Source organism: Fulvitalea axinellae, from assembly GCF_036492835.1.
Classification (GTDB): Bacteria; Bacteroidota; Bacteroidia; order Cytophagales; family Cyclobacteriaceae; genus Fulvitalea; species Fulvitalea axinellae.
Window position 1 is genome coordinate 2521576 of record NZ_AP025314.1, and the last position, 23826, is coordinate 2545401.

Here is a 23826-nt window from a genome sequence, read left to right on the forward strand (position 1 = left end):
GTAACTCAAGTCTAAGTACATGACAAAAATAGCCCTGATAATCTCTCGATCTTCGTTTCGACCTTATTAATCAGAGCGTGGGCTATTTCCTCAAGGCCGTACGAGAAAAAGCTTTTCGCCCTTCTCCCGTGTTTTTTGATTTTGATCGGCTCCTCCTCTTCGTGTTTGAAAATCCCGATATTATACGACCAGATAAACGCTATTGCTATGACACACAGCAACTTGTTTATCCTTTCGTAATCTTGTAAATGCGTATCCTCAAGGTTGAAGCCCGCACTTTTGAAGCCCCTGAACATGGTTTCTATCTGCCAGCGTTCACGGTAGATTTCTAAGCTTTCCCGAGTGTTTTTCGGAGACGCGAGGATCAAGTATTCGAGCTTTCCGTTCTCGATGTACTTCATTCCCGAAACATACACCTTCACCTTGGTGATCGTCACGGAAGTCGGATGAAAATAGGCGACTTTCAGCTTATGGGGCGCAAACAATCGCCTGGCGTTTACGAATCTTCCGCCATGCAACCCTATTAACGCGTTTTCCTTGATGCGGATATAAAAAGGGATCCCGTGTTCCAGCAGGAATTCCCACCATTCTTCGCCGATAAATTCCCGGTCAGCGGTAATGCGTTCGATCATATCCGCACCGAACCATTCGATAAACTTCCCGAGAAGACCTTTTCGTTCGGCCGTGCTCGAATTCCCCTTCTTGTCCCCAAGCACTTTCCATATCAACGGAATACCCACGCCTTTGTATACAACGCAGAGAAACAGCAAGTTGATGTTCCTTTTCCCGAACTTCCAGTTGGTCCGGTCAATGGCGATCCGGTATTTCCCTTTGACGGGAATCATCCTGATGATAAGCCGGGAAAAGCCCTCTTCCGGAAATTCGAATTTGGCAAAGAAACGCTGAATCCTCCTCATGTTGGACGTCACCGTAGCTCCCGAATCGTATCCTTCCGAAAGGTGTCTGAAACCAACCTTTTGGACTTTGATCAACGAGGTTATCAGGTAACAAAGCAGTTTTAGTCGGGCCTTATTCAGTTTCTTTAACTCGGGTTCACTGGTAATTAAGGTCTGTAGTTTTGTATATTCGAACTGGCTTTCCAATCGTTTTGCGGGTTTAAGTTTGGTCACTCAAAATTACGCAATGATTCGGAAAGCCATTTTTTGTCATGTACTGTGAACTCAAGTTACATTGCATTATCTATCGCTCCGAACCAAGCGAAGGTCTCTTCGGCCATATCGAATACCGCTTCTCCATGCGTGAGCGGTTTGGTGAAATTTAGGCTTAAATTTCTGGCGCCGTTAAGCTTCATCGTTTCGTAAGTGCTAACGGAATCTGTATAGGGAATGGTTTGGTCCGCTTTGCTGTGGTATAGTTTTACTGGTGTTAACGGAAGCCAATCGTGTAAGCTGTTTTGGACAAACGAATGTGAAAAATCGGCTAATTTTGGGTTTTTAAGCAGAGTGAGAAAGTCGTTGTGAAATAGCCTGTCAAACCGTGTGTGAAGCAATTCGTTCGCTTGGTCTATTGACCTTTGGCCATTAAAGGCCTTATGTACCAAATTGGAGTAAGGAGCTTTGAATATTTGTTCGAAACTGTGATTCCATTCGTACATGTGTTTGTAAGCATAGAGCATATAGGCGATAAGGCTCGGATTGCTGTGCCCGTGTTTGTCAAATATCAATGACATTGTTTCCGGGATGTTATAGGCTCCGGCTCCAGCGGCGACGGCCTTCAGCTTTAGTCCTTGGATGGGACGGTGTTCCAAGGCTCTTTGGGTCGCCAAAGCCGAATATCCGCCCTCGGAATACCCCATTATGTAAAGGTCTTTTTTGAAATGGAATTGTTGGCTGTTAAGGAACCCCAAGCCCGCTTTGATCATGTCGATAACAGTGGACGCTGCGTGTTCGTGATTATGATAAGGGCTGATAAGGTGTTTGGAACTTCCGAAGCCGAGCATGTCGGGTATAAACGTGATGTAGCCGGCGGCGGCGTAGAGTTCAAGGCCGTAAAAGGGACGAACTTCGCTTGGAGCTAGTTTGTGTGCGAGGATTGTGCTTCGTAAAGCGCAGATTATTGCCGAAGGGGTTTGTTTTTCGGGTATGCAGACCAACCCTGACGCGGTGACTTTGTGTCCTTTATAAGTGGTTGGGTATTCCAGTCGGTAGATCCTGATTCCGTTGCCGACGAATTTTTTAAGCCGGCGCATTGAGCTGAGGTTCAGTAGGAGTTTTAGTCCTGTTCTGGAGTATCGGGCCTTTATCGTGGCCCTATGGCCAATATCACCCGAAAGCGAATTGGAAAGGGAAGTGTCTTGTGTGTAGGAGGGCGCCAGAAGGCGGTGTAGAATTTTTATCATAGCCTTTTACAGGCACAACTTTATAAAAAGTAAAGATGTTCGCTGAAATTAGGCTGAATGGGAAGGAATATTGCTAATCAAAAGAAGATTGGCAATATCCCTTTGCTCGAAAGAAGCTTGCGGATATTTAGGCTTCCAGCATGCTCGCTAAGCATTTGTTTTGGCGAAATGCTGATTTCGGTAGGCTTCTCGATCTTGGTCTTTACAGGGGAACTGGTGGCGCTCATACTGGGAAATTGCAGTGCGATGACCGCAACGGCGGTGACCAGGCCTAAAAGTGTTAATTGGGTTTTTGAACGTGTGATCTTCATGGCAAATGATGTTTGTGACACTAAAGGATATCCCATTCACGTGCCAATATATTTAACTGGTTGATTTTTAGGTGATTAGTGTTTTTCTTGAGAGTAAAAGTGTCCGATTATAGTACACTTTTTCATAATTGTTTTGTTCGTTTTCGCAACAGTTTCGCCCTTTTGGTAACCTCTGTACTCGTGTGAATGATGAGTTTTCTCGTTTAAACGGTTAAAAAGAGGGATAAAGTGCGATAGGGTGTGGGCGAAAAGATTTTTCTCAATAATAATGTGTTATAGATTGGTGCGATTTGGTGTAAAGGACGTTAAAAAGTTTGGTGGGAAAGTTAAATACAGAGATATTTAAATGAAGCTCTGGATGAAACAAATTGTGAAACGGATCTGATCAATATCCGTAATCTGAAATAGGTGTATTATGCAATGGATTAAAGGTACGTTCACTTTTGAGCGAGTAAAAACGTCGTAATGGCGATTCATTAAAGAGACTTTTTTTTCGGGGATAAATTTTGGACAAATGAAGGTAAAAAGATTGCTGTTCGCATACTTATTTTTTGTTTTCGCCGGTTTGTTGGCGGGGTTAGGAGCATGTTCGTCTTCAGATGAGGACGCTAACGAAGGGTTGAGTGTGAAATTTTCACACAAAGCCAACGGAAGGCAACTCAAAAAAGGAAGCATGGAGTATGAAAACAAGAAGGGGGAGGCTTTTGAGGTGGAAAACCTGAAATATTATGTTTCTGATTTCTCGTTTACCACCTCGTCGGGAAATGTGAGTAATTTAGATACTGTGCTTTATATTGATATAAACAAGGCGGAAACGTTAAAAGCCAGATCCTTTCCGCAGGTTCAGTTGAATGATCCTGTGACCAAGGTGGCGTTTACTTTCGGATTAGATGACGAGCGAAATACCGAAAATGGTTTGGGCAGACCTTTTAACAGCGATGACCAGAAAATGATTTGGCCTATGCCCATGGGGGGAGGTTATCATTATATGAAGATAGAAGGGCGTTACAAAAGTTCTGACGGTCAGAATAAACCTTATAATACCCACACGGGAAGGTTGAAAAAAGATGATACCCTGACTTCCCATTTTTTTAGGGTGAATTTGGAAATGCCAAAAGGGGGGGGCGATTTGGAATTGGTGATGAATGTGGAGAAATGGTACGAGTCACCAAATCTATATTCGTTTGATTATTTTGGAAAAGCTATCATGAATAATCTTGAGGCGCAACGTTTTCTTAAGGAAAACGGCCACGATGTTTTTGAGTTGAAAATAGCCGAATAATTGATGAAAAAGATGAGACGAAATATTTCAGTATCACTTCTGGGTCTTTTTCTGATGTGTCTTTCCGCTTGCGAAAGCGAAAACAACAACAGCGAATTGACACCTTTTGAGCCAAACTTACCTGGGAATTTCCCGCAGGAGTTTGTGGTTCCCGATTTTAATCCGATAACGGAACAAAGCGTCCAATTGGGTAAAATGCTATATGCGGATACCGATTTGGACGGAACGGGAGAAGGACGTTCGTGTGCCGGTTGCCACCATGCCGACAAGGCTTTTACATCTGTGCAGGAAGGGCCCCTGAACGTTATGTCGCATATGAATCTGGCTTGGCAGGATGTGTTCCTTTGGCAGGGACAGGTAGAGGGAACGCTAGAGGATGTTATGCTGTTTGAGGTGAAGGATTTTTTCAAGGCTGACCCTGGGAGAATTACGGGAAAGGAGAAGTATAAAAAGTTGCTTGCCGAGGTTTACGGGGATTCCCAGATAACGGAAAAACACTTGGCATATGCCATAGCCAACTATGTTAGGACATTGACCTCGTCTGATTCGAAATTTGATAAAATAATGCGTAAAGAGCCTGGGTACGCTTTTACGTCGTCGGAAGCCAACGGCTGGGCGTTGTTCAATTCCGAAGAAGGGGATTGCTTTCACTGTCACGGCTCGTTTTTGTTTATGGACAATGATTTCCATAATACTGGACTGGACGACGAATGGTTAGGGCTGGACCAAGGCCGTTTTCTGGTTACAGGAAACGCTTCGGATATGGGTAAATTCAAGACGCCGACTTTGAGAAATATCGAGCTGACGGCCCCTTATATGCATGACGGAAGATTCGCTACATTGGAAGAGGTTGTTGAGTTTTATAGTTCGGGCGTGAAGTTTACGGAAATGACCGACCCGATGATGAGCCATGAAGGGGGAATTTCCCTTACGGAACAAGAGAAAAAAGATTTGGTGGCTTTCCTAAAAACATTGACGGATGAGTCGTTAAAAGAATAAAAAAAGCGAAAAGTTTCTTGGTTTTTACAAAAAAAGTTACTCAAGATTGAAACCTTACACTTATCGCTTTGCGTCTTAAGTCTATAGGACACATTTTGTGCTATAAGGAAAATGCTTGTGCCTAAAGCATGGACATTAACAATCAAACGATAAATTTATGACAGTAAGGTTCAACAAAGATTATTTCAGCGGAATGCCTGACCGGGAAGAGGCCAGGGTTCCCAATGGTTGGGGAAAGCAAAGATACGGTGGCTGTTACCGGAAAGTGAAGTACGACCGGCAGATCGATTTCAACAATAAGAAGAAAAAGAGATCGTTCATCCGTGACTTCGTCATAAACAATATTTCGGGTAACTTTTTAAATCATCAGAAAAAACGCCAACCGTTCTATGGCTGACCACGCATTTTTTAGGGACCTTAGTGGCAAAAGCTCATGAGGCAGGCTTCATGAGCTTTTGCGTGAAAGGGTCAATCAATCCTCTTCCAGTTTTTCCAGTATCGACGCCATCTCGTCGAAGTCTTTGTAACCGGGCTTAATCTCGTCGCCTCCTTTGATAGAGATTCCCACAACGCAATTTCCAGCCAACAGGCTTTCGACGTTTTTCTCCGACACGCCGTCACCCAACAATACTTTAATGCCTTCCGGAATTTCCGAGAAATCGGGTAATGTTGCGCATTCGTCGCCAGAGCTTTCGATAAGTACGTAATCGGCGTATTCGGCTACGGAGTCGAGAATCTCTTCCGTTTGCCTTGGGTCCGTAGTGCTACGGTCGAGGCGGAAGATTAGGGTTTTGCCCGTTTCCGACAGTTCTTGGGCTTGTTCCGCTTGGTTGAACTGGATAGCGTCCACGTTGAAGTCTTTGAGCGTAGCCGAAATATCCTCGGCAGTGGCGGCGTTAAATTCGCCCACCAACTTGACTCCCGCCACCCAATCGGTGATTTCCTTGAATTCTTTGGGCGTAAGGCTTCCCGAACTTCCCTGTTCAATATTGAAACCGATCCATTCCACCATCATACCCGAGCAATACCGGGCGTCGCTGAGGTTGTTCACCCCGCTTACTTTCACGAGAGTTTTTAGCATATTATTAGAAATTCTTATCTCTTGATCGAAAAATAAAATGCCCAAAGGGCGGTATCCTTTGTTTAGTATTTAGCGTACTTTAAGCTGTTGAACTAAATAAGAAACGAACTAAACCAAAATTAATACAGAATGGCTGTTATCACAATTACCGACGCTGATTTCAAAGAAACGATTGAGGGAAATGACAAAGTGATCGTGAAATTTTTTGCGGGCTGGTGCGGAAGTTGTCGCTTATTGAAACCGAAGTTTAAGCGTCTTTCGGAAGATGAGCGCTTTCAAGGCGTTGTTTTTGCCGAAGTGGACGCCGAGAAAAACCCTGAGGCTCGTCGTGCGGTAGGGGTGACCAATCTGCCTTTTATAGCGACTTTTAACTCCGGAAAAACGATCGCCGCCGAAGCTACAAGTAAAGAAGAGCGCTTGGTGGAGTTGTTAGGTGAAATTTAAATCCTGAATATGCCGGTCTATGAAAATACCAGCGATAAAAAAATTGGTCGAAAGCTATACCGAGGCGCAACTCAATGATGCGGCGGAAGCTTTGGAAAACGAATCGACTCCCAATATAGAAGTTCCTGGAGATGACGAAGGCGAGCAGTTGACACACGCTTTGGCGGCGGCTTGGATTCTCGAAAGAATGAGGGACGGAAAAGTGGAGTTTAAAGTGGCACTGAGGGAATATACGGGAATGGTAAGAGGGTCAATCAGCTGATTTTCCCCTTCTTCAAAATACAAAGGGCGTTACGGAGAGAACCCGCAACGCCCTTTTGCTATTATGGAAGTTTGAATTCGATCCGATTACTTTACCGGCTGAATTTCGAAAGATCCTTCGAGTCTCAGGTCGGTGGATGAAGCGCCTACCCAAACTTTAAACTCTCCGGCTTCCACTGTTTCTTTCAAGTCCCTGCTGTAGAACGAGAGATCTTCGGGCTTGAGCGTGAATGTCACCGTTTTGGTTTCGTTCGGTTCCAGACTGACTTTTTCGAACCCGCGAAGCAATTGCGTGTAAGTGCTTACGCTACTCACCACATCGTTGACGTACAGTTGCGCGATCTCCGATCCCTTTCTGTCGCTTACGTTTTTGATATCACAGCTTACCGTGATTTCGCCTTGTGCGTGTTGCGTGTCAGGGCTTACTTTCAGGTTCGAATACTCGAACTTCGAGTACGAAAGGCCGTGGCCGAAAACGTACAGCGGATCCACGATCCGGCTGTTGCCCGAACCGTTAGGGTCGCCTTTGCCGTGTTGGCCGGCGTTAGCGGCCGGTTTCGAAGGGAAAGTCAAAGGAATCTGGCCTACGGTACGCGGGAAAGTGATCGGCAGTTTGCCGCTTGGGTTTACGTCGCCGAAAAGAACTTCGGCGATGGCTTGTCCGCCGAATTGGCCGGGGAACCAAGCCTCCACTACGGCCGGTAGGTATTTGTGCTCGTAGTTGATCGACATCGGACGTCCGTTGATCAATACCGCGATTACGGGTTTGCCGGTGGCTTGTAGCGCCATTACCAAATCCTTTTGTCTGCCCGGCAGGTCAAGGCTTGTTCTGGATACGCTTTCGCCTACAGTTTCTTCGTTTCCGCCTAAAAATACGATTACGGCGTCGCTGTTTTTGGCTTTTTCTACAGCGTCGTTGATCATCGTTTTTTCCTCGTCTTCCCAAGGGAAAGGAAGAATTTCGGATGCCGGCCAGTTTTTGTCGGTGGTTTCGCAGCCTTTGGCGTAAGCGATTTCCACTTCGTCGCCAACCAGGCTTTTGATTCCGTCAAGAGCCGACACAACGTCGATATCCAAAGAGCCGTAGCGGCTTACGCTGTGGCTGGTAGCCGTCGCGTTGGGGCCGGCAACAAGGATTTTGTTCAGCTTTTTGCGGTCGAGAGGCAGGGTGCTGTTGTCGTTTTTCAACAATACGATAGACTCGCGGGAAGCTTGCAAAGAAACGGCGTGGTGTTCGGCCGAAGCTACGGTTTTGTCAGCCGTTTTTTCTTTTCGGTAAGGAGAGTCGAAAAGGCCTTCCTTGAATTTGACCATCAATACGTCTTTTACCCTTTCGTCGATCAGGTCCATGGAGATTTTCCCTTCCATGATCAGCTCGCGCAAAGGCGTAACGAAATTGCTGGGCGAATTGAAAGTGGTGCGGACATTTACCCCGGCCTCCACAGCTTGGCGAACGGCTTCTTTATAATCTTCGGCTACTTTGTGCTTTGAGGAAATGTGAACCAAAGCGTCGCTGTCCGTTATTACGTATCCTTCGAATCCGTATTCTTTTCTGAGAAGGTCCGTAAGGAAATACTTGCTGCCGGTGATCGGCTCGCCGTCGTAGTCGTTATAAGAGCTCATAACGGCCATAGGGTTGGCCTCCTTGATCGTTCTTTTGAACGGGTAGAGGTAAAGCTCGTGCATTTCCCTTGGCGTTACGTGCGGATCCGTACGGCAGTTGCCGTCACGGGCACCGTTTGGCACCGAGTATACGGCAAAGTGTTTCATTGTGTTGGCAACACCGCCGCTCTGGATGCCTTTGGACATGGCGATGCCCATTTCCGATACCAAAAACGGATCTTCGCCATAGCATTCTACCACGCGTCCCCAGCGTTGGTCTCGGGCGATATCGAGAATCGGGGCGTATACGTTATGGTAGCCCAATGTGTAAGCTTCCGCACCCACAACTTCGCCGATGCTGTTTACCAACTCCTTGTTCCAAGTACTTCCGATGCCGATTTGGGCCGGAAAGTTGGTCGATTTCTTATGGTTCAGACCGCGGATGCCCTCGTTGGTGAACTCTACGGGAATTCCCAAACGGGTTTGCTCCACGAAGAATTTCTGGATCTCGTTCAGCGCCCAAACGTGTTTTGAGTAAGGGAGCGTATATTTTGATTGGGTCACAACGCCGTTTGAAGCCTCGTCGATATTGGCCAAGCCGTCTTTCCAGACCTTTTCCGGCCAGCTAGGGTTGGGGAGTTCGGTGTCTTGTACGCGGCCGTAGCCGTAGAGCGTTACCATTTGCATGGTTTTTTCCTCCATGGTCATCTGGCTGAGCAGGTCGTTAACCCTCTCTTCGATGTTTTTTGACGGGTCTTCGTAAACGTCCAGGCGTCCGTTCTTGTTGAAATCTGTCCACCCCTTATGGTAGATTCGTCCTTTTTGGGCCCAAGCTGATGAGGAAATCAACAGCAAGCACATTCCGCAGAGGAAGAATAAGGACCTTTGTTTCATTTTAAACTGAGTTAAAAGGTGATTATTGGAAAAATTATATTGTGGGTAAGGCGTTGTCGTTCTGTTTTAAGCCTTACCTTGAAACGTAAATAAATATCTTGCCCTTGTTTTTTTTAAATATAGCCAAATTGGGCTAATTTTCGATTAGGGAGTTGACGGTTTTCATATACCGAGTCCCTTTTGAGTGGGGCGGATATTTTTTTGGAATAAGAATAGTCATAAATTTAGAGTTGTAGAGGGACGCGTCCTTAAGGACGTGTTGTGTTAAGGCGGTTTTTTCCCTAACAAATACGGAAAAGCCGTTTCAAATTTTGTTTTCACAAGGCAATTCCGGATTTCCGGTCTGCCCAACATATATTTATTTTAACTGATGGTGACAATGAGGCGCTTTTATTTATTGGTGGCGACCCTCTTTCTGGGCTTGACGGCTTGCGAGAAAGAAGTAAAACAGGAATCTCAGGTGGGGTATGTTGACCCTATGATCGGGACTGGATTTCACGGACACACTTATCCGGGAGCCACTAGCCCTTGGGGAATGGTGCAGCTGAGCCCGGACAACGGAAGGTCGGGTTGGGACTGGACATCGGGCTACCATTACTCAGATTCGCTGATCGCCGGTTTTAGCCATACGCACCTTGCGGGTACAGGTATTGGCGATTTGTGCGATATTTTGGTAATGCCTACCTCAAAGGATATCGACCTTAACGCGAGCAAGGCCGGGAAAAGGGAGACTTACGGTTATCTCGACAAATTCAGCCATGAAAACGAGACGGCGGGAGCGGGGTATTACTCCGTTAAGATGAACTCCGGCGTAAAAGCCGAGCTTACCACATCAAGAAGGATGGGTTTTCACCGTTATACTTTCCCGCAGGGGGAAGCCAGAAAAGTAGTGCTTGATTTGGCGCATACTATTAACTGGGATTGGCCGGAAGACACCCGTATAGAGGTTGTGAATGATAACACTATCCGCGGTTTCCGTAAAAGTAGCGGTTGGGCCAAAAAACAGAGCGTGTATTTTTACGCCCGTTTCTCGGAGCCTTTTGTGAAGTACACTTTGGCGATGGATTCCACTTCCTCTTCGAGCAAGATTAAGGAGATTCAGGGACGTATGGCGCGCGGCGTGTTCGAATTCGCTGGCGGAAGCGCTGAGCCCGTAGTGATGAAATTGGCCTTGGCTTCATCTTCGATGAAAGGGGCGGAGGCAAACTTTATGGCCGAAAGCGCCAATAGTTTTGACGCTCAGGTGAAGGCCAACAGTGCTTTGTGGCAAGATGAGCTTTCGGGAATTACGGTAAAAGGCGGTACGGAAAAGCAACGTAGGATTTTCTACACGGCGATGTACCATAGCAAAACCGCCCCGGCCACTTACTCGGACGTAAACGGCGAATACCAAGGCGGAGATTACAAACTCCACAAAGCGCCGAAAGGAACGAATATTTACTCGACATTCTCGCTTTGGGACACCTTTAGGGCTGTTCACCCGTTGATGACGATCACGAACCCGGATATCGTAAACGATATGGTCCGTTCGATGGTCGCTTTTTATGAAGAGTCCGGAAAATTGCCCGTTTGGGGGCTTCAGGGTAACGACACCGGTTGTATGTGGGGTTACCATGCGGTTTCCGTGATTGGTGAGGCTTACCTGAAAGGCTTCCGCGATTACGATGTGGAGAAAGCTTATGAGGCGATGAAAACTTCGGCTATGCAGGACATTCGCTACACGGACCTGTATAAGAAGTACGGATATATTCCGTTTGACTTGACAAACCAGTCGGTAAGTAAGACACAGGAATATAACTACGGCGATTGGGTAATCGCTCAGGTAGCCAAAGACCTTGGCAAAAACGAGGACTATGAGTTCTTTATGAAAAGATCGGCATATTGGAAAAATCTTTTCGATCCTTCGACCGAATTTATGCGTGCCAAAGATTCGAAAGGAAACTGGCGCGAGCCGTTTGATCCGATTAGCTACGGCGGTCACCACCACGGAAATCCGATCAAAGACTATATTGAAGGTAATGGCTGGCAGTACGTTTGGTACGAATTGCACGATATCCCGACTTTGATCGATACTTTGGGCGGTCCTGAGAAATTTACCGTTAAGCTCGACTCTCTTTTCTCTTTGCCTAGCGATGCCGGTGATGCCAGCGCAGACGTAACAGGCCTGATCGGTCAGTACGTTCACGGTAACGAGCCTAGCCACCACGTAGCCTATCTGTATAATTTGGCTGGAAAGCCTTGGAAGACGCAACAGAAAGTGAGGGAAATCTTGGAAGGCCAGTACGACGATACTCCGGAGGGGATTTCGGGCAACGAAGACTGCGGACAGATGTCGGCTTGGTATGTGCTTTCGGCCTCGGGGCTTTATCCTGTGAATCCGGCCAGCGGTGAGTACCAAATCGGGAGTCCGGTGTTTGAAGAGGTTGCTTTCAAGGTTAAGGACGGAAAGTCTTTCGTAATCACGGCCCAAGGCAATTCTTCGGACAACATCTATATCCAGTCGGCGAAGCTGAACGGAAAGGCGTTGAAAAGGACATTCTTGAAGTATGAGGAAATAATGAATGGAGGAAAATTGGAGTTGGTAATGGGTAGCGAGCCAAACAAATCGGCGATGCTATAAAAAAGCCCATTCATTCATTTGGATGGAATATTTGTAACGCCTGGCCAGATTGGTCAGGCGTTTTTTCATACCCTTATTAGAGGCAGAATGGAGCCAAGCTCTAGCTTTAGAACACCCGATACTCTCGTTTGAGGCCTTCTTATACTCCCGTAAAGCGCCACATACGGTGTGAAAAAGGATAGGGATTCATGTATAGCGACTCCTTAATCAGAGGGAATCGGTTTTAGCGCCTCACAAGTGGATTAAAAGAAAAGCCCCCTTTCCAATATCAGGAAAGAGGGCTTTTTTATTCTTTAATGAAAGTAAAGATCTTGTTTGTAAAGATCGTTTACTGTTCGTTTATGCGTTTTTTATTCGCAACGATCACCAGTCATATCAACATCGTTGAGATCACGGATGTAGAGCTGGTAAGTGTCTTTGTATTTGCTAAGAACACCTACGATTGAACCCTTGCCTTCGGCTACGGTCTCTCCAGCGAATTTTGCGTATCCGCTGGTTCTAAGCACCAACTCTTTTCCGTCGCAAGTAGTCAACGTGCGGTTAGTGTTTTGCTTTGATTTAGCGTAAATCTCTCCTGTTGTTTTGAACTGAAGATCTTCGAATTTTACGAGCGTATTGAGCATTGTGTCAGTCAACCCGTCGATTGTTACCGTTGTAGGTTCGATAGCGGTTCCTGTGGTCGCTTCGATGAATTCGCTAAGTTTATTTTTGTCGATACCACCGAATCTTGTGTCTCCTGACTTGGAATCAACATAAGTGCTTCCGATTTGTAGGTCAGCGTATTTGTTGAGGTGAAGACCTTTAAGTTTCACCTTTACTTTTTGGCCTACAGTATACGGAAGATCTGTCGTGTTGATTTTAATAATTGCTCCTTCGCCTTCAGCTTGGATTGTGAACTGCTTGTAGAAGTTTCCGCTTTCCGCATTGGCGATAACAGTTCCTTCCACAAAGAGGTTCTCGTTGATTTGAACAAACTGCGTACCGTCGATTTTTTGCTTAAGGTCAGCGATAGAGATTTCGGTAGCTGGTTCGTTACCGCCTCCATCAGTGGTGCAACGTTCGCCGGCCATATTTATGTCAGCGGTATTGCGGATGAAGAGCTGATAAGTGCTTCCGTATTTGCCAAGGATACCTGTGATAGAACCTTTTCCGGAAGGAAGTGTCTCGCCTGCGAATTTTGAGTATCCGCTAGTTCTGAGAACAAGTTGCTCACCGTCGCAAGTCTCCAAAGTGCGGTTTGTGTTTTGCTTCGGTTCAGCGAAGCTTTTGTTCAAGTCTCCGTCAACTACTTGTACATCGTTTACGGTAACAAGCGTATTCAACATACCGTCAAATAAACCTGCGATAGTTACGGTTTTCGGAGCGATAGCTGTACCAGCTGAAGCTTCGATTTTACTCTCGATATCGCCTTCGTCAATACCGCCAAACTTAGTCTTCTTGTCTTTCGAATCCACATAAGTCGACCCGATCTGCAAGTCCGCGTACTTGTTAAGGTAAAGGCCTTTAAGGGCGATTTTCACTTTTTGGCCGATGGCGAAAGGTACTTTGGTCGTGTTGATTTTCACAACGGCGCCTTCTTCACCTGCTTGGAAAGTGAACTGCTTGTAGAAGTTTCCACCGTCAGCGTTGGCTACTACGGTACCCTGTACAAAGCGGGCTTCTTCAATCTTTTTGTAGTTCTCAGAATCGATCAAGCCTTTGAGCTCTGTGATGGAAATCTCGGTTCCGAAATCAATTTCAGGTTTTTCGATTTCGAAACGATCACCTTCCATTTTGATCTCGGCTGGATCCATGATGAAAAGCTGGAAGTCTTTGCCGTATTTTCCGAGAACACCGGCGATAGATCCGCTTCCGCCCGGAATGGCCATAGAAGCGAAAGTAGCGGCGTTTGAAGTCCTGACAATCACTTTAGATCCGTTCTTGAAAACCAAGGATCTGTTGACGCTATATTTGCTTTCTCCTTGAGGATCCGCAAATGTTTCTCCAAGATCGCCCTCGTCGAACTGAACCTGATCGAACTTCACGAGCGTATTGAGCGCATCGTCGTTCAAGTCTTCGGAAGTCAGCAACTTTGGTTCTACCAAAGAACCGGCCGTAACCCTGATGATTGTGTCGGCCGCGTCTTCGTCGATTCCGCCGAAACGGATATCGTCCGCAGAACCGTAGGTAGAGCCGATTTGGAGATCAGTGTATTTGTTGAGGTTTAGGCCTTTCAAGGCGATTTTGACGTGATCACCAACTTTATAAGCGTTTTTGGTGAAGTTCAATTTTACTTCGGCGCCTTGGTTGTCGCCTTGGATCTTGATCTTCTTGTAGAAGTTGTTGGTTTCGTTATTGGCGATTACAAAACCTTCGATGAAGCGATTTTCGGTGATTACCGCATAATTCTCGCTATCAATCATACCTTTCAGATCTGCGAAGGTGATCGCTGTTCCAAAGTCGGTATTAGCGGTTTTGTCTGGCGCTTTCGGAGCGTCAGCTTCGATTTCGCAAGAGCTCAGGGCGACAGCGAATAGGCAGGCGCAGAGCGTTAATGCTTTGTTTAAATACCTGTATTTCATAATTGTTTGGGTTGTGTGTTCCAAAAATGTTCCCTAAGCTGTTTAGTTGCTGGCATCTTCGAAATCGTTCAGATTTCGGATTGCGAGCTGCATGTCGTTTTCCGAAACATTGCCTCCTGATGTTTTGAAGATCGAGACCATTCCAACGAAGTCGAATTTGCCTTGTCTTACTTTCTGGGATGCGAATTTTTCGTAACCGCTGACACGCACTTTGATGTCCTCGCCGTTTGCGTCTTCGATGAAGTGTTCTCTTGACTCATCGTTGTCGGCGTAGGTTATGTCTTGGTTTTTGAATTCCACGTTCTTGATTTTCACCATCAAGTTGACATAGTCAGCGTAATTGGCCTTCAGCTCTTCCATAGTCACTTCGGTTATCGGAGTGTCATTTCCAAGAGAAAGCACTTTGCTGATGGTCTGGTAAGGGATTCCCAAAAGGTAGTCGTTGCCTTTGTTGTTGGTGTATTGTTGGGCACCCAGAATATGCGCGCCCGTTGAGTGGAAAACATTGAGACCTTTTATGTTCATAACCACCTCAGAACCCTGTCGGAAAGGGTAGCTGCTGTTGAACTGCATGCGGATGGCCTCTTTGGAAATCGGATCGTAAATGATAGCCGTTTTGTAGAGGCTTCCTTGCGAGTCGTCCATTGAGATGATCCCGCGGATTTGCTCGTCCGTTTCGATTTTTACCGCATTTGGCGTATACAAATCGTATTTGGCTTTCAGGTCGGCGATGCTCAACAGCTCCGCCTCGGGCTTGAGGACAAAGTCCGGAACTGTCGGTTCGCTTATGTCGTCGCTTTTGTCAACGCAACCGGTGAGGGCTGTTCCCCAAAGGACGATGAGGGCCAAAAGCGAATATATTTTTCTACTAGTCGTCATGGTCTTTTCTTTTCTTTCCTATAGAACGTTAAAAACTCGATCATCTTTTATTAAAGACTGATGCTCAGGTTCAGGAAGTAAGTCCTTCCGTAAGAGTAGAATACAGTAGAAGGGAACTCATAACGTCCGTCTACGCTGTATCTTCTTTGCTCGTAACCGCTAACCTCCACTTGCTTGTCGAACAAGTTGTTCACGTTGAGGCTAAGGCTAACGTAAGTGCCGTTGATTCTCCAAGACTTGCGTGCGTTCAGGTCCAAAGTGAAGAAGTTTGGAAGTTCTTCGGCTTCTTGCCACAACATCTTGTCGTTGTTGTCCGTGATGTTCGGGTCACGAGTCACAGGGAACAAGTCCACGTAGTTGTTGGCGAAATAGTTGGCGTCAAACCCTACAGACCAATATTTCGGAGATTGGTAGCGGGCGCCCAAAGAAAGAGCCGTTTGAGGAGACCCGCCTCTGCGAAGGTTCTTGATTTCAGGTGTGCCTGAGTCGAACTGCTGGTTGTTGTTGTCTTGGTAACCTGTGATGTTCGGGTTGTCGTTGTAGTAGTAAAGCCCGATTGCACCAGCGGCGTTAACGGTAACAGACGGAGACACTTTGTACTCACCGCCGAATTCGAAACCACGGCTGACTTCCTCTATGTTAGTCATTACGTAGTTGACAAATGTCTTCTTGTCATCGTGGAAGAAGCTGAAGACGTCAGTTTTGTCAGAGAATTTAGTGTAGTAACCTTTAACCGAGAATTTGGCGTAAGGCGAGCGGAAAACATAAGCGAGGTCAGAAGAGAAAATCTTTTCGCTTTTCAAATCGTCCACGTACTGGTTACGTGTTCTTGGAGAAACAAAAGCGTCGCTGAAGAATGGAGCTCTTGTCTGGTAGCTCAAGTTCGAAACGATGTAGTTACGGCCGTTGATTTTGTAGGTAGCTCCACCTTTGATGTGATAGTCGGTGAAGTTTTTCTTCTCCGAGTCACCCAATGAGTTGTTTTCGAATTTGCCGTTTTGCATGTTACCTGTTCTCCAGTACTGAGTCTGGGTGAGGCCGGCGCCAATGTAGAAATCAACTTTGTTGTAAGTGAAAGAGGAGAGAGCCCAAACATTACCCGTTTTGATATTCACGTCGTAATCGTGGCTGATTACGTCACCTTCTTGAGTAAGGCGGTCCGGGTAACGAACGTCGTTGTCAGAAGCGAAACCGTCACGTTCGGCGAATTGGTCGATGTCCAACCAGTAGTCGCCACCCAACAGGTCTTCTACTTCGTTATATCTTCTGGCTTTGTACCAAGTGTAGTTTACGCCACCTCTCAAAGAAACATTGTCGTTCAACGTCGAAGAGAGCATAGAAGTGAAGTTCACTTGATCAGAGTCGTTTCTGCGGTCTTCAACGATATAAAGCGAACGGTTGTAATCTTTGCCTATAGGTGTCGCTTTTCCGTTTTCGTAAACGAATCCGGCTTTAGACAAGCCATTGTTTTGGTTTGTCGCATAGAAAGCGTCCCAGTTCAGCTGACGGTAAGAGACGTCGTTGCGGAACCTGTCCTGAAGTTCTTGCTGAACGTCTTCGTCTTCGTTTTGAAGTCTCTTGTAGTAATTCGGGCGAGGATCGTCAGTGTTTTGCCAGTTGAGAGCCGTTTTTCCGTAGTAGCTCTTCATGTAAGTCAGCGTGTTCACCCACTTGAGGTTGTCGTTGATGTCCCAGACATCGCTCAAGATAAAAGTTGGTTTGAAAGATGAAGTCTCTCTAGCGTTGCGAACCTCTCCGTCTTGGTATCCCCAGTTAGGGTTGTAGAAGTTGTCCCCTGCAAGCTCGTAAACGTAAGCGGGGCTACCGCTGGAGCTGGCTCTTTTAGTTGGAGACCCAAAAGTGGTGAAGCTAAGGCGGTGGTTGTCGTTGAAGACTTTTTCCACACCCAAAAAGTAGCTGTAGCTATCATAGAAAGTGCCGTCGATGTAACCTTCTTGGGCCCATCTTCTCGAACCGGCTACCGTAAACGCCCAACCGTTTTCCATCAGCCCGGTCGAGTAAGTGGCCATCAACCTGTTTTTGTAGCTTCCTTGGAGGCTTGAGTATGTTAACTTCAGCCCTTTGCGTTGCTTTGAGGCGCTAAGGTCAATGTTTGTTGATCCTCCGATGAATCCGAGTGTGTTGTCCGCCTGGTCCAAACTGTTTGTGATGGTGGAGTTTCTCAAAACGTCATTGAGACCGCCCCAGTTAGACCAATAAACGCGTCCGCTTTCGGGATCGTTCATTGGGGAACCGCTAAGGTAAACGCCTGTGTTTTCGGAATTGTAACCCCTGATTTTGAAACGGTACCTTCCGAACGTGTAAGCGGCTTTGTTTTGGAACACGTCTCTTGATGACGCCAAAAGGCTGGAAATGTTCTCACCGTCCGTATCGCTATCCTCTTGCTGAATGTTAGCGTCAAGTGTGATGATGGCGTCGGTGTCTTCGCCTACAAAGGCGAGTTGAACGTCACCCATTTTCGTTTCGATTCCGGCGCTTACGCTAATGAGCCGTTCTACGGTCTCGTACTCATCGTGTGATATCCGGATTTTCTGGTGCCCGGCCGGGACTGGCGAAAGGAGATAAACACCTTGGCCGTCAGTCTTGGCCGTAATTTCTAGTCCGAGGAGTTCGATCAGAGCCCCTTCCACAGCATTGCCGGTTTTCTCGTCGACAACTCGGCCGGACAGTTTGCCCTGCTGCTGCGCCCATGTAAGATTGCATAGCAGGAGCGCGAGGATTAACAGTATACGATGTCTCATAGTCGTACTTAATGTGAAGGCGATCTCTCGATTTTAATAGAGAGCTCTTTTGTGTATCTGATTCTTTTATTTCGAATTCCGCAACTCTAATGTGTTTTGCGGTTGGTTTTTTTCGAATTCCGCATTTTGAATTCAGGACCGCAAAGGAAGTATTAATATATGGTTTCCACATCATGTGAACGCACTATTTTTTCAGATCGTGCGCGAAAATTGTTCTAATGATCAAAAAAAAGGTAATATTTGCCGGCGATTCGGATTCAAATCCCGGTTTTGGGCAGTGAAAATGAACAGATAAAAGTTCCGATAGGGTTAAGAATTAAACACGGGTCGTAAAAGATGTTCGCCATTTTGGCGTTACTAGGAAAACATATGAGTACACTTTAACGGGCATTTAAATGGGCGTAAGACATTACTTAGTGGGGTTGATATTGATATTCTCGATAACGGCCCAGGCGCAGGAGAAGAAGAGCGGCAAAGCAAAGGCCTTGACCGTGGGTTTTTATAACATGGAAAACCTGTTCGATATTTACGACGATCCTGCCACTCGCGATAGCGAATACACCCCTGAGGGTAAAAACAACTGGACAAAGGAGCGTTATCAGCGAAAGCTGACCAACATGGCCACGGTTATTTCGAAAATCGGCGCTGACGAATTGGGGTCACGGCACGGGGCTCCGTCTATTTTGGGTATTTGCGAAGCCGAGAACCTCAAGGTGATCGAAGATCTCGTCAGTCAGCCGGAACTGAAGTCGAAAAATTACGGAATCGTTCATCAGGATTCTCCGGACAGGAGGGGTATCGACGTTGCGTTGCTTTACAAGAAAAAAGATTTTGTGGTTGAAAACGCGCGTTGGGCACCACTGAAAATCAAAAGCGACGAAGGGGAAGAGTTTTTTACTCGTGAACAGCTGGTAGTCAGCGGAAAACTGGAGAACGGCGAGGAACTTCACGTAATCGTAAACCACTGGCCTTCAAGGTACGGTGGAGAAAAAAGGAGCCGTCCAAAGCGTAACGCCGCGGCGGACCTGACAAGATCTTTGGTTGACTCGATTTCGGCCGTAAAACCAGGCGCTAAAATCGTCGTGATGGGTGACCTCAACGATGATCCTGACAACGCTAGTGTCAAGAAACATTTGAGGACTAAAGGCGACAGAAAGAAACTGCAAGAAGGCGATCTTTATAACCCTTACGAAACTTATTTCAAAAAGGGAATCGGAACGTTGGCTTACAGAGATAACTGGAATCTTTTTGACCAGTTGATTCTTACGCAACCATTGATCGATAAAAATTCAGGCGGTTATTATTTGATGAAAGCCAAGATTTTCAACAAGAAATTCCTTAAGCAACAAGAGGGCCGATACAAAGGGTACCCTTGGCGTACATTTGCCGGAGGCCGTTATTCTGGCGGTTATGGAGACCACTTCCCAGTTTACATGATTTTGGTTAGGGAACTCTGATATAAACGCATAATTGCTGTAAAGCACAAAAAAGCATAACGGGACTCGTTATGCTTTTTTTGTTGCTTAAAATATCAGGCGATAATTTTATACTTCACATCCCAACTCTGCCAAAGCTTTGTTGAGCGTTTCGCTCGGGCGCATTGCCTTTGAGGCCAGCTCGGTGTTCGGGTGGTAATATCCCTCGATATCTACGCTGTTGCCCTGTACGGCGATCAACTCTTCCACGATCTTGGCTTCGTTGTCCGTCAAGGCTTTCGCCAACGGAGCGAAGGCTTCTTTCAACTCGGCGTCCTTGTCTTGGGTGGCCAAAGCTTGTGCCCAGTAAAACGCAAGGTAGAAGTGGCTTCCGCGGTTGTCGATTTGTCCGAGCTTTCTGGCCGGCGACTTGTCGTTGTCGAGGAATTTACCTGTGGCTTCGTCCAATGTGTCGGCGAGGGTTTGGGCTTTTTCGTTGCCGGTAACGTTCGAGAGGTGCTCAAGAGATACGGCCAAGGCCAAGAATTCTCCCAAAGAGTCCCAACGGAGGTAATCCTCTTCGTTGAACTGCTGAACGTGCTTAGGAGCGGAACCGCCCGCTCCGGTCTCGAAGAGTCCGCCGCCGTTCATCAACGGGACAATCGAAAGCATTTTGGCGCTGGTGCCAAGTTCCAGAATAGGGAAGAGGTCGGTAAGGTAATCGCGGAGTACGTTTCCTGTTACCGAAATCGTGTCTTGGCCGGCCTTGGCGCGTTCCAATGAGAATTTGGTGGCGTCAACCGGAGCCAAAATGCGGATATCCAAACCTTCGGTGTCGTGTTCCGGCAGGTAAGCTTCCACTTTTTTGATCAGCTCGGCGTCGTGAGCCCTGTTTTTGTCGAGCCAGAAAACGGCCGGCGAACCTGTGGCTTTGGCACGGTTTACGGCCAATTTCACCCAGTCGCGAACAGGAGCGTCCTTCACTTGGCACATGCGAAAAAGATCACCTTCAGCGACAGGCTGTTCGAGCAATATGTTTCCTTCTGCGTCAACCACGCGTACGGTTCCTATCGCCGACATCTGGAATGTCTTGTCGTGCGAACCGTATTCTTCGGCTTTCTGGGCCATCAATCCTACGTTAGGAACGCTTCCCATCGTGGTCGGGTCGAAGGCTCCGTTCTCACGGCAGAAATCGATAGTGGCTTGGTAAACGCCGGAGTAGCTTCTGTCCGGAATTACGGCCAAAGTATCCTGCTGTTTGCCTTCGGCGTTCCACATTTGTCCGGAAGTACGGATCATGGCCGGCATAGAGGCGTCGATGATCACGTCGCTAGGAACGTGGAGGTTTGTGATGCCTTTGTCCGAATTCACCATAGCCAAAGCCGGGCGCTCCGCGTAAACCGCTTGGATATCGGCTTCGATTTCCGCCTGCTTGTCGGCCGGCAAACTTTTGATTTTCGCATACACGTCACCGATACCGTTGTTCGGGTCTACGCCCAATTCGGCGAAAGTGGCGGCGTGCTTTTCGAAAACGTCTTTATAATATACGCTGACGGTGGCTCCGAAAATAATCGGATCGGAAACCTTCATCATCGTGGCTTTCATATGGAGGGAAAACAGGATGTTTTCCTTTTTGGCCACCTCGATCTCTTTTTCGATAAAAGCTTTGAGCGTAGCCATGCTCATTACGGAAGCGTCGATAACCTCGCCGGCTTGGAGAGGGTTCTCGCCCTTGAGCGTTTTTACGGATCCGTCTTCGCCCACGAACTCGATACGGAAAGTTGTAGCGTTGTCAAGAGTCAACGATTTTTCGCTTCCGTAAAAATCGCCTTCCGGCATGCTTGCCACGTTCGATTTCGAATCGGCCGACCAAGCGCCCATGCGGTGCGGGTTTTTCCTGGCGTAGTTTTTCACGGCTTTCGGAGCGCGGCGGTCAGAGTTGCCTTCGCGGAGAACCGGATTTACGGCGCTTCCCTTGATCTTGTCGTAACGGCCCTTGATTTCTTTTTCCTGATCGTTGGCAGGCTCTTCGGGATAGTCCGGCAGAGCGTAGCCCTGAGACTGCAATTCCTTGATGGCGGCCTGCATTTGCGGAATAGAGGCGCTGATATTCGGAAGCTTGATAATGTTGGCTTCCGGTTTTTTGGCAAGGTCACCGAGTTCGGCCAAAGCGTCGCCGATACGCTGGTCTTCTTTCAGAAATTCAGGAAAATTGGCGATGATACGGCCAGCCAAAGAAATGTCGCGGGTTTCCACTTCTACGCCCGCCGTTGCGGTATACGCCTTGATGATCGGAAGCAAAGAGTAGGTGGCTAAAGCCGGCGCTTCGTCGGTTTTGGTATAGATGATCTTTGAAGTCTTGTTCGTCATCTGTGTTTGCTAGTTTGGATTGAAAAAATGCGAAACCGGGCACCGAAACAGGTCGGGAAATATCCGTTTTCGCGGTGTTCTTACGTTAAAGTCCGCAAGTTTTCTGAAATTTTAGCCCTAGTTATGGACCGTACTAACGGAAACCGATATTTAACGTATCCAAATAACTTAATTTTCGGTGTATTTTTCTACGATATATTCATCAAAATTGATCTGTAGCCGAATCTTATTCGTGTTCGAATGGCTGTAGTTGCGAAATTTTAAATATTTCAGCTTATAAGGATGCGGTATTCTTACTTGCCAAGACCGTTGTTTTTTCTTCTTTTGGGAAAAGAAAAACATGATGAAATTATCACGTAATATGTTTTTCTGGAAGGAAACCGAAACGGTTTTTTCGCTGATTAGAACGAAAAAGAGCCCCGCCAAAATGACGGGGCTCTTTTGTTAAAATTATAAAAGAGTACGGTTCTATCTGACATCCCACCACACGCGGTGCGTCATGCTGTTGCCGTCGGTGGCGGCGCTGGCCTTATCGTAGTTTTCCTGGTTGTTGAGCATTTCCGAATCGGGGTAAGGGGCCCGGCGCGGCCATTGGCCTTGGGTGTCGCCCAACGAAAGCTCTTCGCCGACTACGCGGGGTTTCACCGCCGGGTACCCGGTCCGGCGCATTTCGGCGTAAGCCTCAACCCAGTTGGTCATCAGCGAAGCCCATTTTTGCTCGGCAATCATCTTGAACTTTTCCTCTTGCGTACCCGAAAGGCTCGCGGCGGAAGAGCTCATGAAATCGGTTACGTCCTGCTCAGAGTAAAGCGGTTCGGAAACCTCCGCTCCGTCCTTGACAAATGTGTCGGGACGGCGCCAGAAATTAAGCGAAGTCTCTATCCCTTTGGCGTAGTACATTTGGGCTTCGGATTCGTTTTTCGCAACTCCCAGACCGAATAAATAGGCCTCGGCCTTAAGGAAGCAAACTTCGGAATAAGACAGGTTGATGGTAGGCAGGGTCTTTTGATAAGAGACTTTGCCCGCGTATGAGAAATTATCCCGGTTGGTTCCTCCGTCGTATCCGTTTGGAAGTCCGGCGTATTGGCCGGCCATCGGACCTTGCTGTACGGGCAGGGCGTAGGAGTAGAGTCTCGGATCCGAATTGGATTTAAGGAAATCCACCATCATTTTGCTGGCGTTGGTTCTGGTTTCGGCTTTCAGGCCTACGTAACCATAATAGTAGTAGCCCGGCTCGTCGAAGTTCTCGTAGTCGGCGGCTTCCTCTGGAGAATCGATAAGAGGCTGTGTCCATACTTTTTTCAAAACTTCCAAGGCTTTGGCTTCGTCCACAAACCGGATTCGCATAGCCATACGGAGACGGAGCGAGTTGGCGAATTTTTTCCACAATTGGACATCTCCGCCATAAACTCTATCGGCCGAACCAAGCGCTAAAGTCAGGGACTTGTCGCCGATAATATCGATCGCTTCGTCGAGGTCGGCTAGGGTAGCGGTATAGATTTCCTCTTGCTTGTCGTACTTTGGCGTGACGTTGAACGCGCCCGCGTCGTCGATCACTCCGGCTTCGGAGAAAGGAACGTCGCCGTAGCAGTCCGTGATTTTTTGGAAAGCGTACGCCCTGAAGATTTTCGCCAAAGCGTAAGTCATCCGGTCTGTCTCGTCTTGGCTGTCCTTGGTTCTGTTTATTACGTCGTTCAGGTTGAGGTTGGCCTTGTAATTTCCCCAAACTCCCGTATCGAACCGATAGTATTTGCCGGCTTGGTTACTGGTTTCGGCGTACTGGTGGCTGAGTTCGGCGAGTGTGCTCCAAGTAGAGCTGCTGTTGAAAATACCGAAAGCGCTGTTCAGCAGGTGAATGGGTTTCGGATCCGTTATTTCGTTGATGTTTTTGTTGACATCCTCGTAGCCCCTGTCGGTACAAGAGAACATGAAAGCCAGCAACGGAATCAGTATGATTATGTTATTTTTTCTAAACATGGTGCGTGC

At 47.2% G+C, this 23826-nt stretch carries 17 protein-coding genes; 7 read left to right on the forward strand and 10 right to left on the reverse strand.

Annotation, left to right across the window (positions count from 1 at the left end):
* Positions 1-11: 11 nt before the first annotated feature.
* The 3 genes from AABK39_RS09690 to AABK39_RS09700 form a co-directional block, all read right to left on the reverse strand.
* Positions 12-1130, reverse strand: a complete 1119-nt coding sequence (locus AABK39_RS09690; RefSeq protein WP_338391134.1) for an IS4 family transposase — start codon at positions 1128-1130, stop codon at positions 12-14.
* A 56-nt stretch (positions 1131-1186) separates the two neighbouring features.
* Positions 1187-2359: a lipase family protein gene (locus tag AABK39_RS09695; RefSeq protein ID WP_338391135.1), complete on the reverse strand. Its 1173-nt coding sequence runs from the start codon at positions 2357-2359 to the stop codon at positions 1187-1189.
* Between the two features lie 77 nt (positions 2360-2436).
* Positions 2437-2670: a hypothetical protein gene (locus AABK39_RS09700; RefSeq protein ID WP_338391136.1), complete on the reverse strand. Its 234-nt coding sequence runs from the start codon at positions 2668-2670 to the stop codon at positions 2437-2439.
* Between the two features lie 514 nt (positions 2671-3184).
* Here AABK39_RS09700 and AABK39_RS09705 point away from each other — a divergent pair.
* The 3 genes from AABK39_RS09705 to AABK39_RS09715 all read left to right on the forward strand — a co-directional run bounded on the left by AABK39_RS09705 (position 3185) and on the right by AABK39_RS09715 (position 5348).
* A complete protein-coding gene (locus AABK39_RS09705) occupies positions 3185-3952 on the forward strand; it encodes an MbnP family protein (protein WP_338391137.1) in 768 nt (255 codons plus the stop codon).
* 12 nt (positions 3953-3964) lie between these two features.
* On the forward strand, positions 3965-4951 hold the full coding sequence (locus AABK39_RS09710) for a cytochrome-c peroxidase (protein WP_338391138.1): 987 nt from the start codon (positions 3965-3967) through the stop codon (positions 4949-4951).
* A 157-nt stretch (positions 4952-5108) separates the two neighbouring features.
* Positions 5109-5348, forward strand: coding sequence for a hypothetical protein (locus AABK39_RS09715; RefSeq protein WP_338391139.1), 240 nt, complete (start codon positions 5109-5111; stop codon positions 5346-5348).
* Between the two features lie 75 nt (positions 5349-5423).
* Here the strand turns inward: AABK39_RS09715 and trpF are convergent, their stop codons facing one another.
* On the reverse strand, positions 5424-6032 hold the full coding sequence (gene trpF, locus AABK39_RS09720) for a phosphoribosylanthranilate isomerase (RefSeq protein WP_338391140.1): 609 nt from the start codon (positions 6030-6032) through the stop codon (positions 5424-5426).
* A gap of 129 nt (positions 6033-6161) precedes the next feature.
* Between trpF and AABK39_RS09725 the strand changes: the two genes are divergently transcribed.
* Complete coding sequence (locus AABK39_RS09725; protein WP_338391141.1) at positions 6162-6476, forward strand: thioredoxin family protein; 315 nt, start codon at positions 6162-6164, stop codon at positions 6474-6476.
* Between the two features lie 19 nt (positions 6477-6495).
* Positions 6496-6738, forward strand: coding sequence for a DUF6952 family protein (locus tag AABK39_RS09730; protein WP_338391142.1), 243 nt, complete (start codon positions 6496-6498; stop codon positions 6736-6738).
* 86 nt (positions 6739-6824) lie between these two features.
* Here the strand turns inward: AABK39_RS09730 and AABK39_RS09735 are convergent, their stop codons facing one another.
* The gene (locus tag AABK39_RS09735; protein WP_338391143.1) at positions 6825-9233 is read right to left on the reverse strand and encodes a glycoside hydrolase family 3 N-terminal domain-containing protein; all 2409 of its coding nucleotides are present in this window, start codon (positions 9231-9233) and stop codon (positions 6825-6827) included.
* 379 nt (positions 9234-9612) lie between these two features.
* Between AABK39_RS09735 and AABK39_RS09740 the strand changes: the two genes are divergently transcribed.
* Entirely contained in the window at positions 9613-11853 is a 2241-nt protein-coding gene (locus tag AABK39_RS09740; protein ID WP_338391144.1) for a GH92 family glycosyl hydrolase, read from the forward strand.
* Positions 11854-12203: 350 nt separating this feature from the next.
* Here AABK39_RS09740 and AABK39_RS09745 read toward each other — a convergent pair whose 3' ends face one another.
* From AABK39_RS09745 to AABK39_RS09755, 3 genes are read right to left on the reverse strand one after another with little or no spacing between them, the layout of a single operon-like run.
* On the reverse strand, positions 12204-14414 hold the full coding sequence (locus tag AABK39_RS09745) for a DUF5689 domain-containing protein (RefSeq protein WP_338391145.1): 2211 nt from the start codon (positions 14412-14414) through the stop codon (positions 12204-12206).
* Positions 14415-14456: 42 nt separating this feature from the next.
* Positions 14457-15293: a DUF5689 domain-containing protein gene (locus tag AABK39_RS09750; protein WP_338391146.1), complete on the reverse strand. Its 837-nt coding sequence runs from the start codon at positions 15291-15293 to the stop codon at positions 14457-14459.
* Between the two features lie 50 nt (positions 15294-15343).
* A complete protein-coding gene (locus AABK39_RS09755) occupies positions 15344-18055 on the reverse strand; it encodes a carboxypeptidase regulatory-like domain-containing protein (RefSeq protein ID WP_338391147.1) in 2712 nt (903 codons plus the stop codon).
* A gap of 395 nt (positions 18056-18450) precedes the next feature.
* Between AABK39_RS09755 and AABK39_RS09760 the strand changes: the two genes are divergently transcribed.
* Positions 18451-19512, forward strand: coding sequence for an endonuclease/exonuclease/phosphatase family protein (locus AABK39_RS09760; RefSeq protein ID WP_338391148.1), 1062 nt, complete (start codon positions 18451-18453; stop codon positions 19510-19512).
* A gap of 87 nt (positions 19513-19599) precedes the next feature.
* On the opposite strand, the gene AABK39_RS09765 is transcribed toward AABK39_RS09760, so the two are convergent.
* Positions 19600-21840 (reverse strand): NADP-dependent isocitrate dehydrogenase, encoded by a 2241-nt coding sequence (locus tag AABK39_RS09765; RefSeq protein WP_338391149.1) that lies wholly within the window; start codon positions 21838-21840, stop codon positions 19600-19602.
* A 468-nt stretch (positions 21841-22308) separates the two neighbouring features.
* Positions 22309-23817 (reverse strand): SusD/RagB family nutrient-binding outer membrane lipoprotein, encoded by a 1509-nt coding sequence (locus AABK39_RS09770; protein WP_338391150.1) that lies wholly within the window; start codon positions 23815-23817, stop codon positions 22309-22311.
* Between the last annotated feature and the right edge of the window lie 9 nt (positions 23818-23826).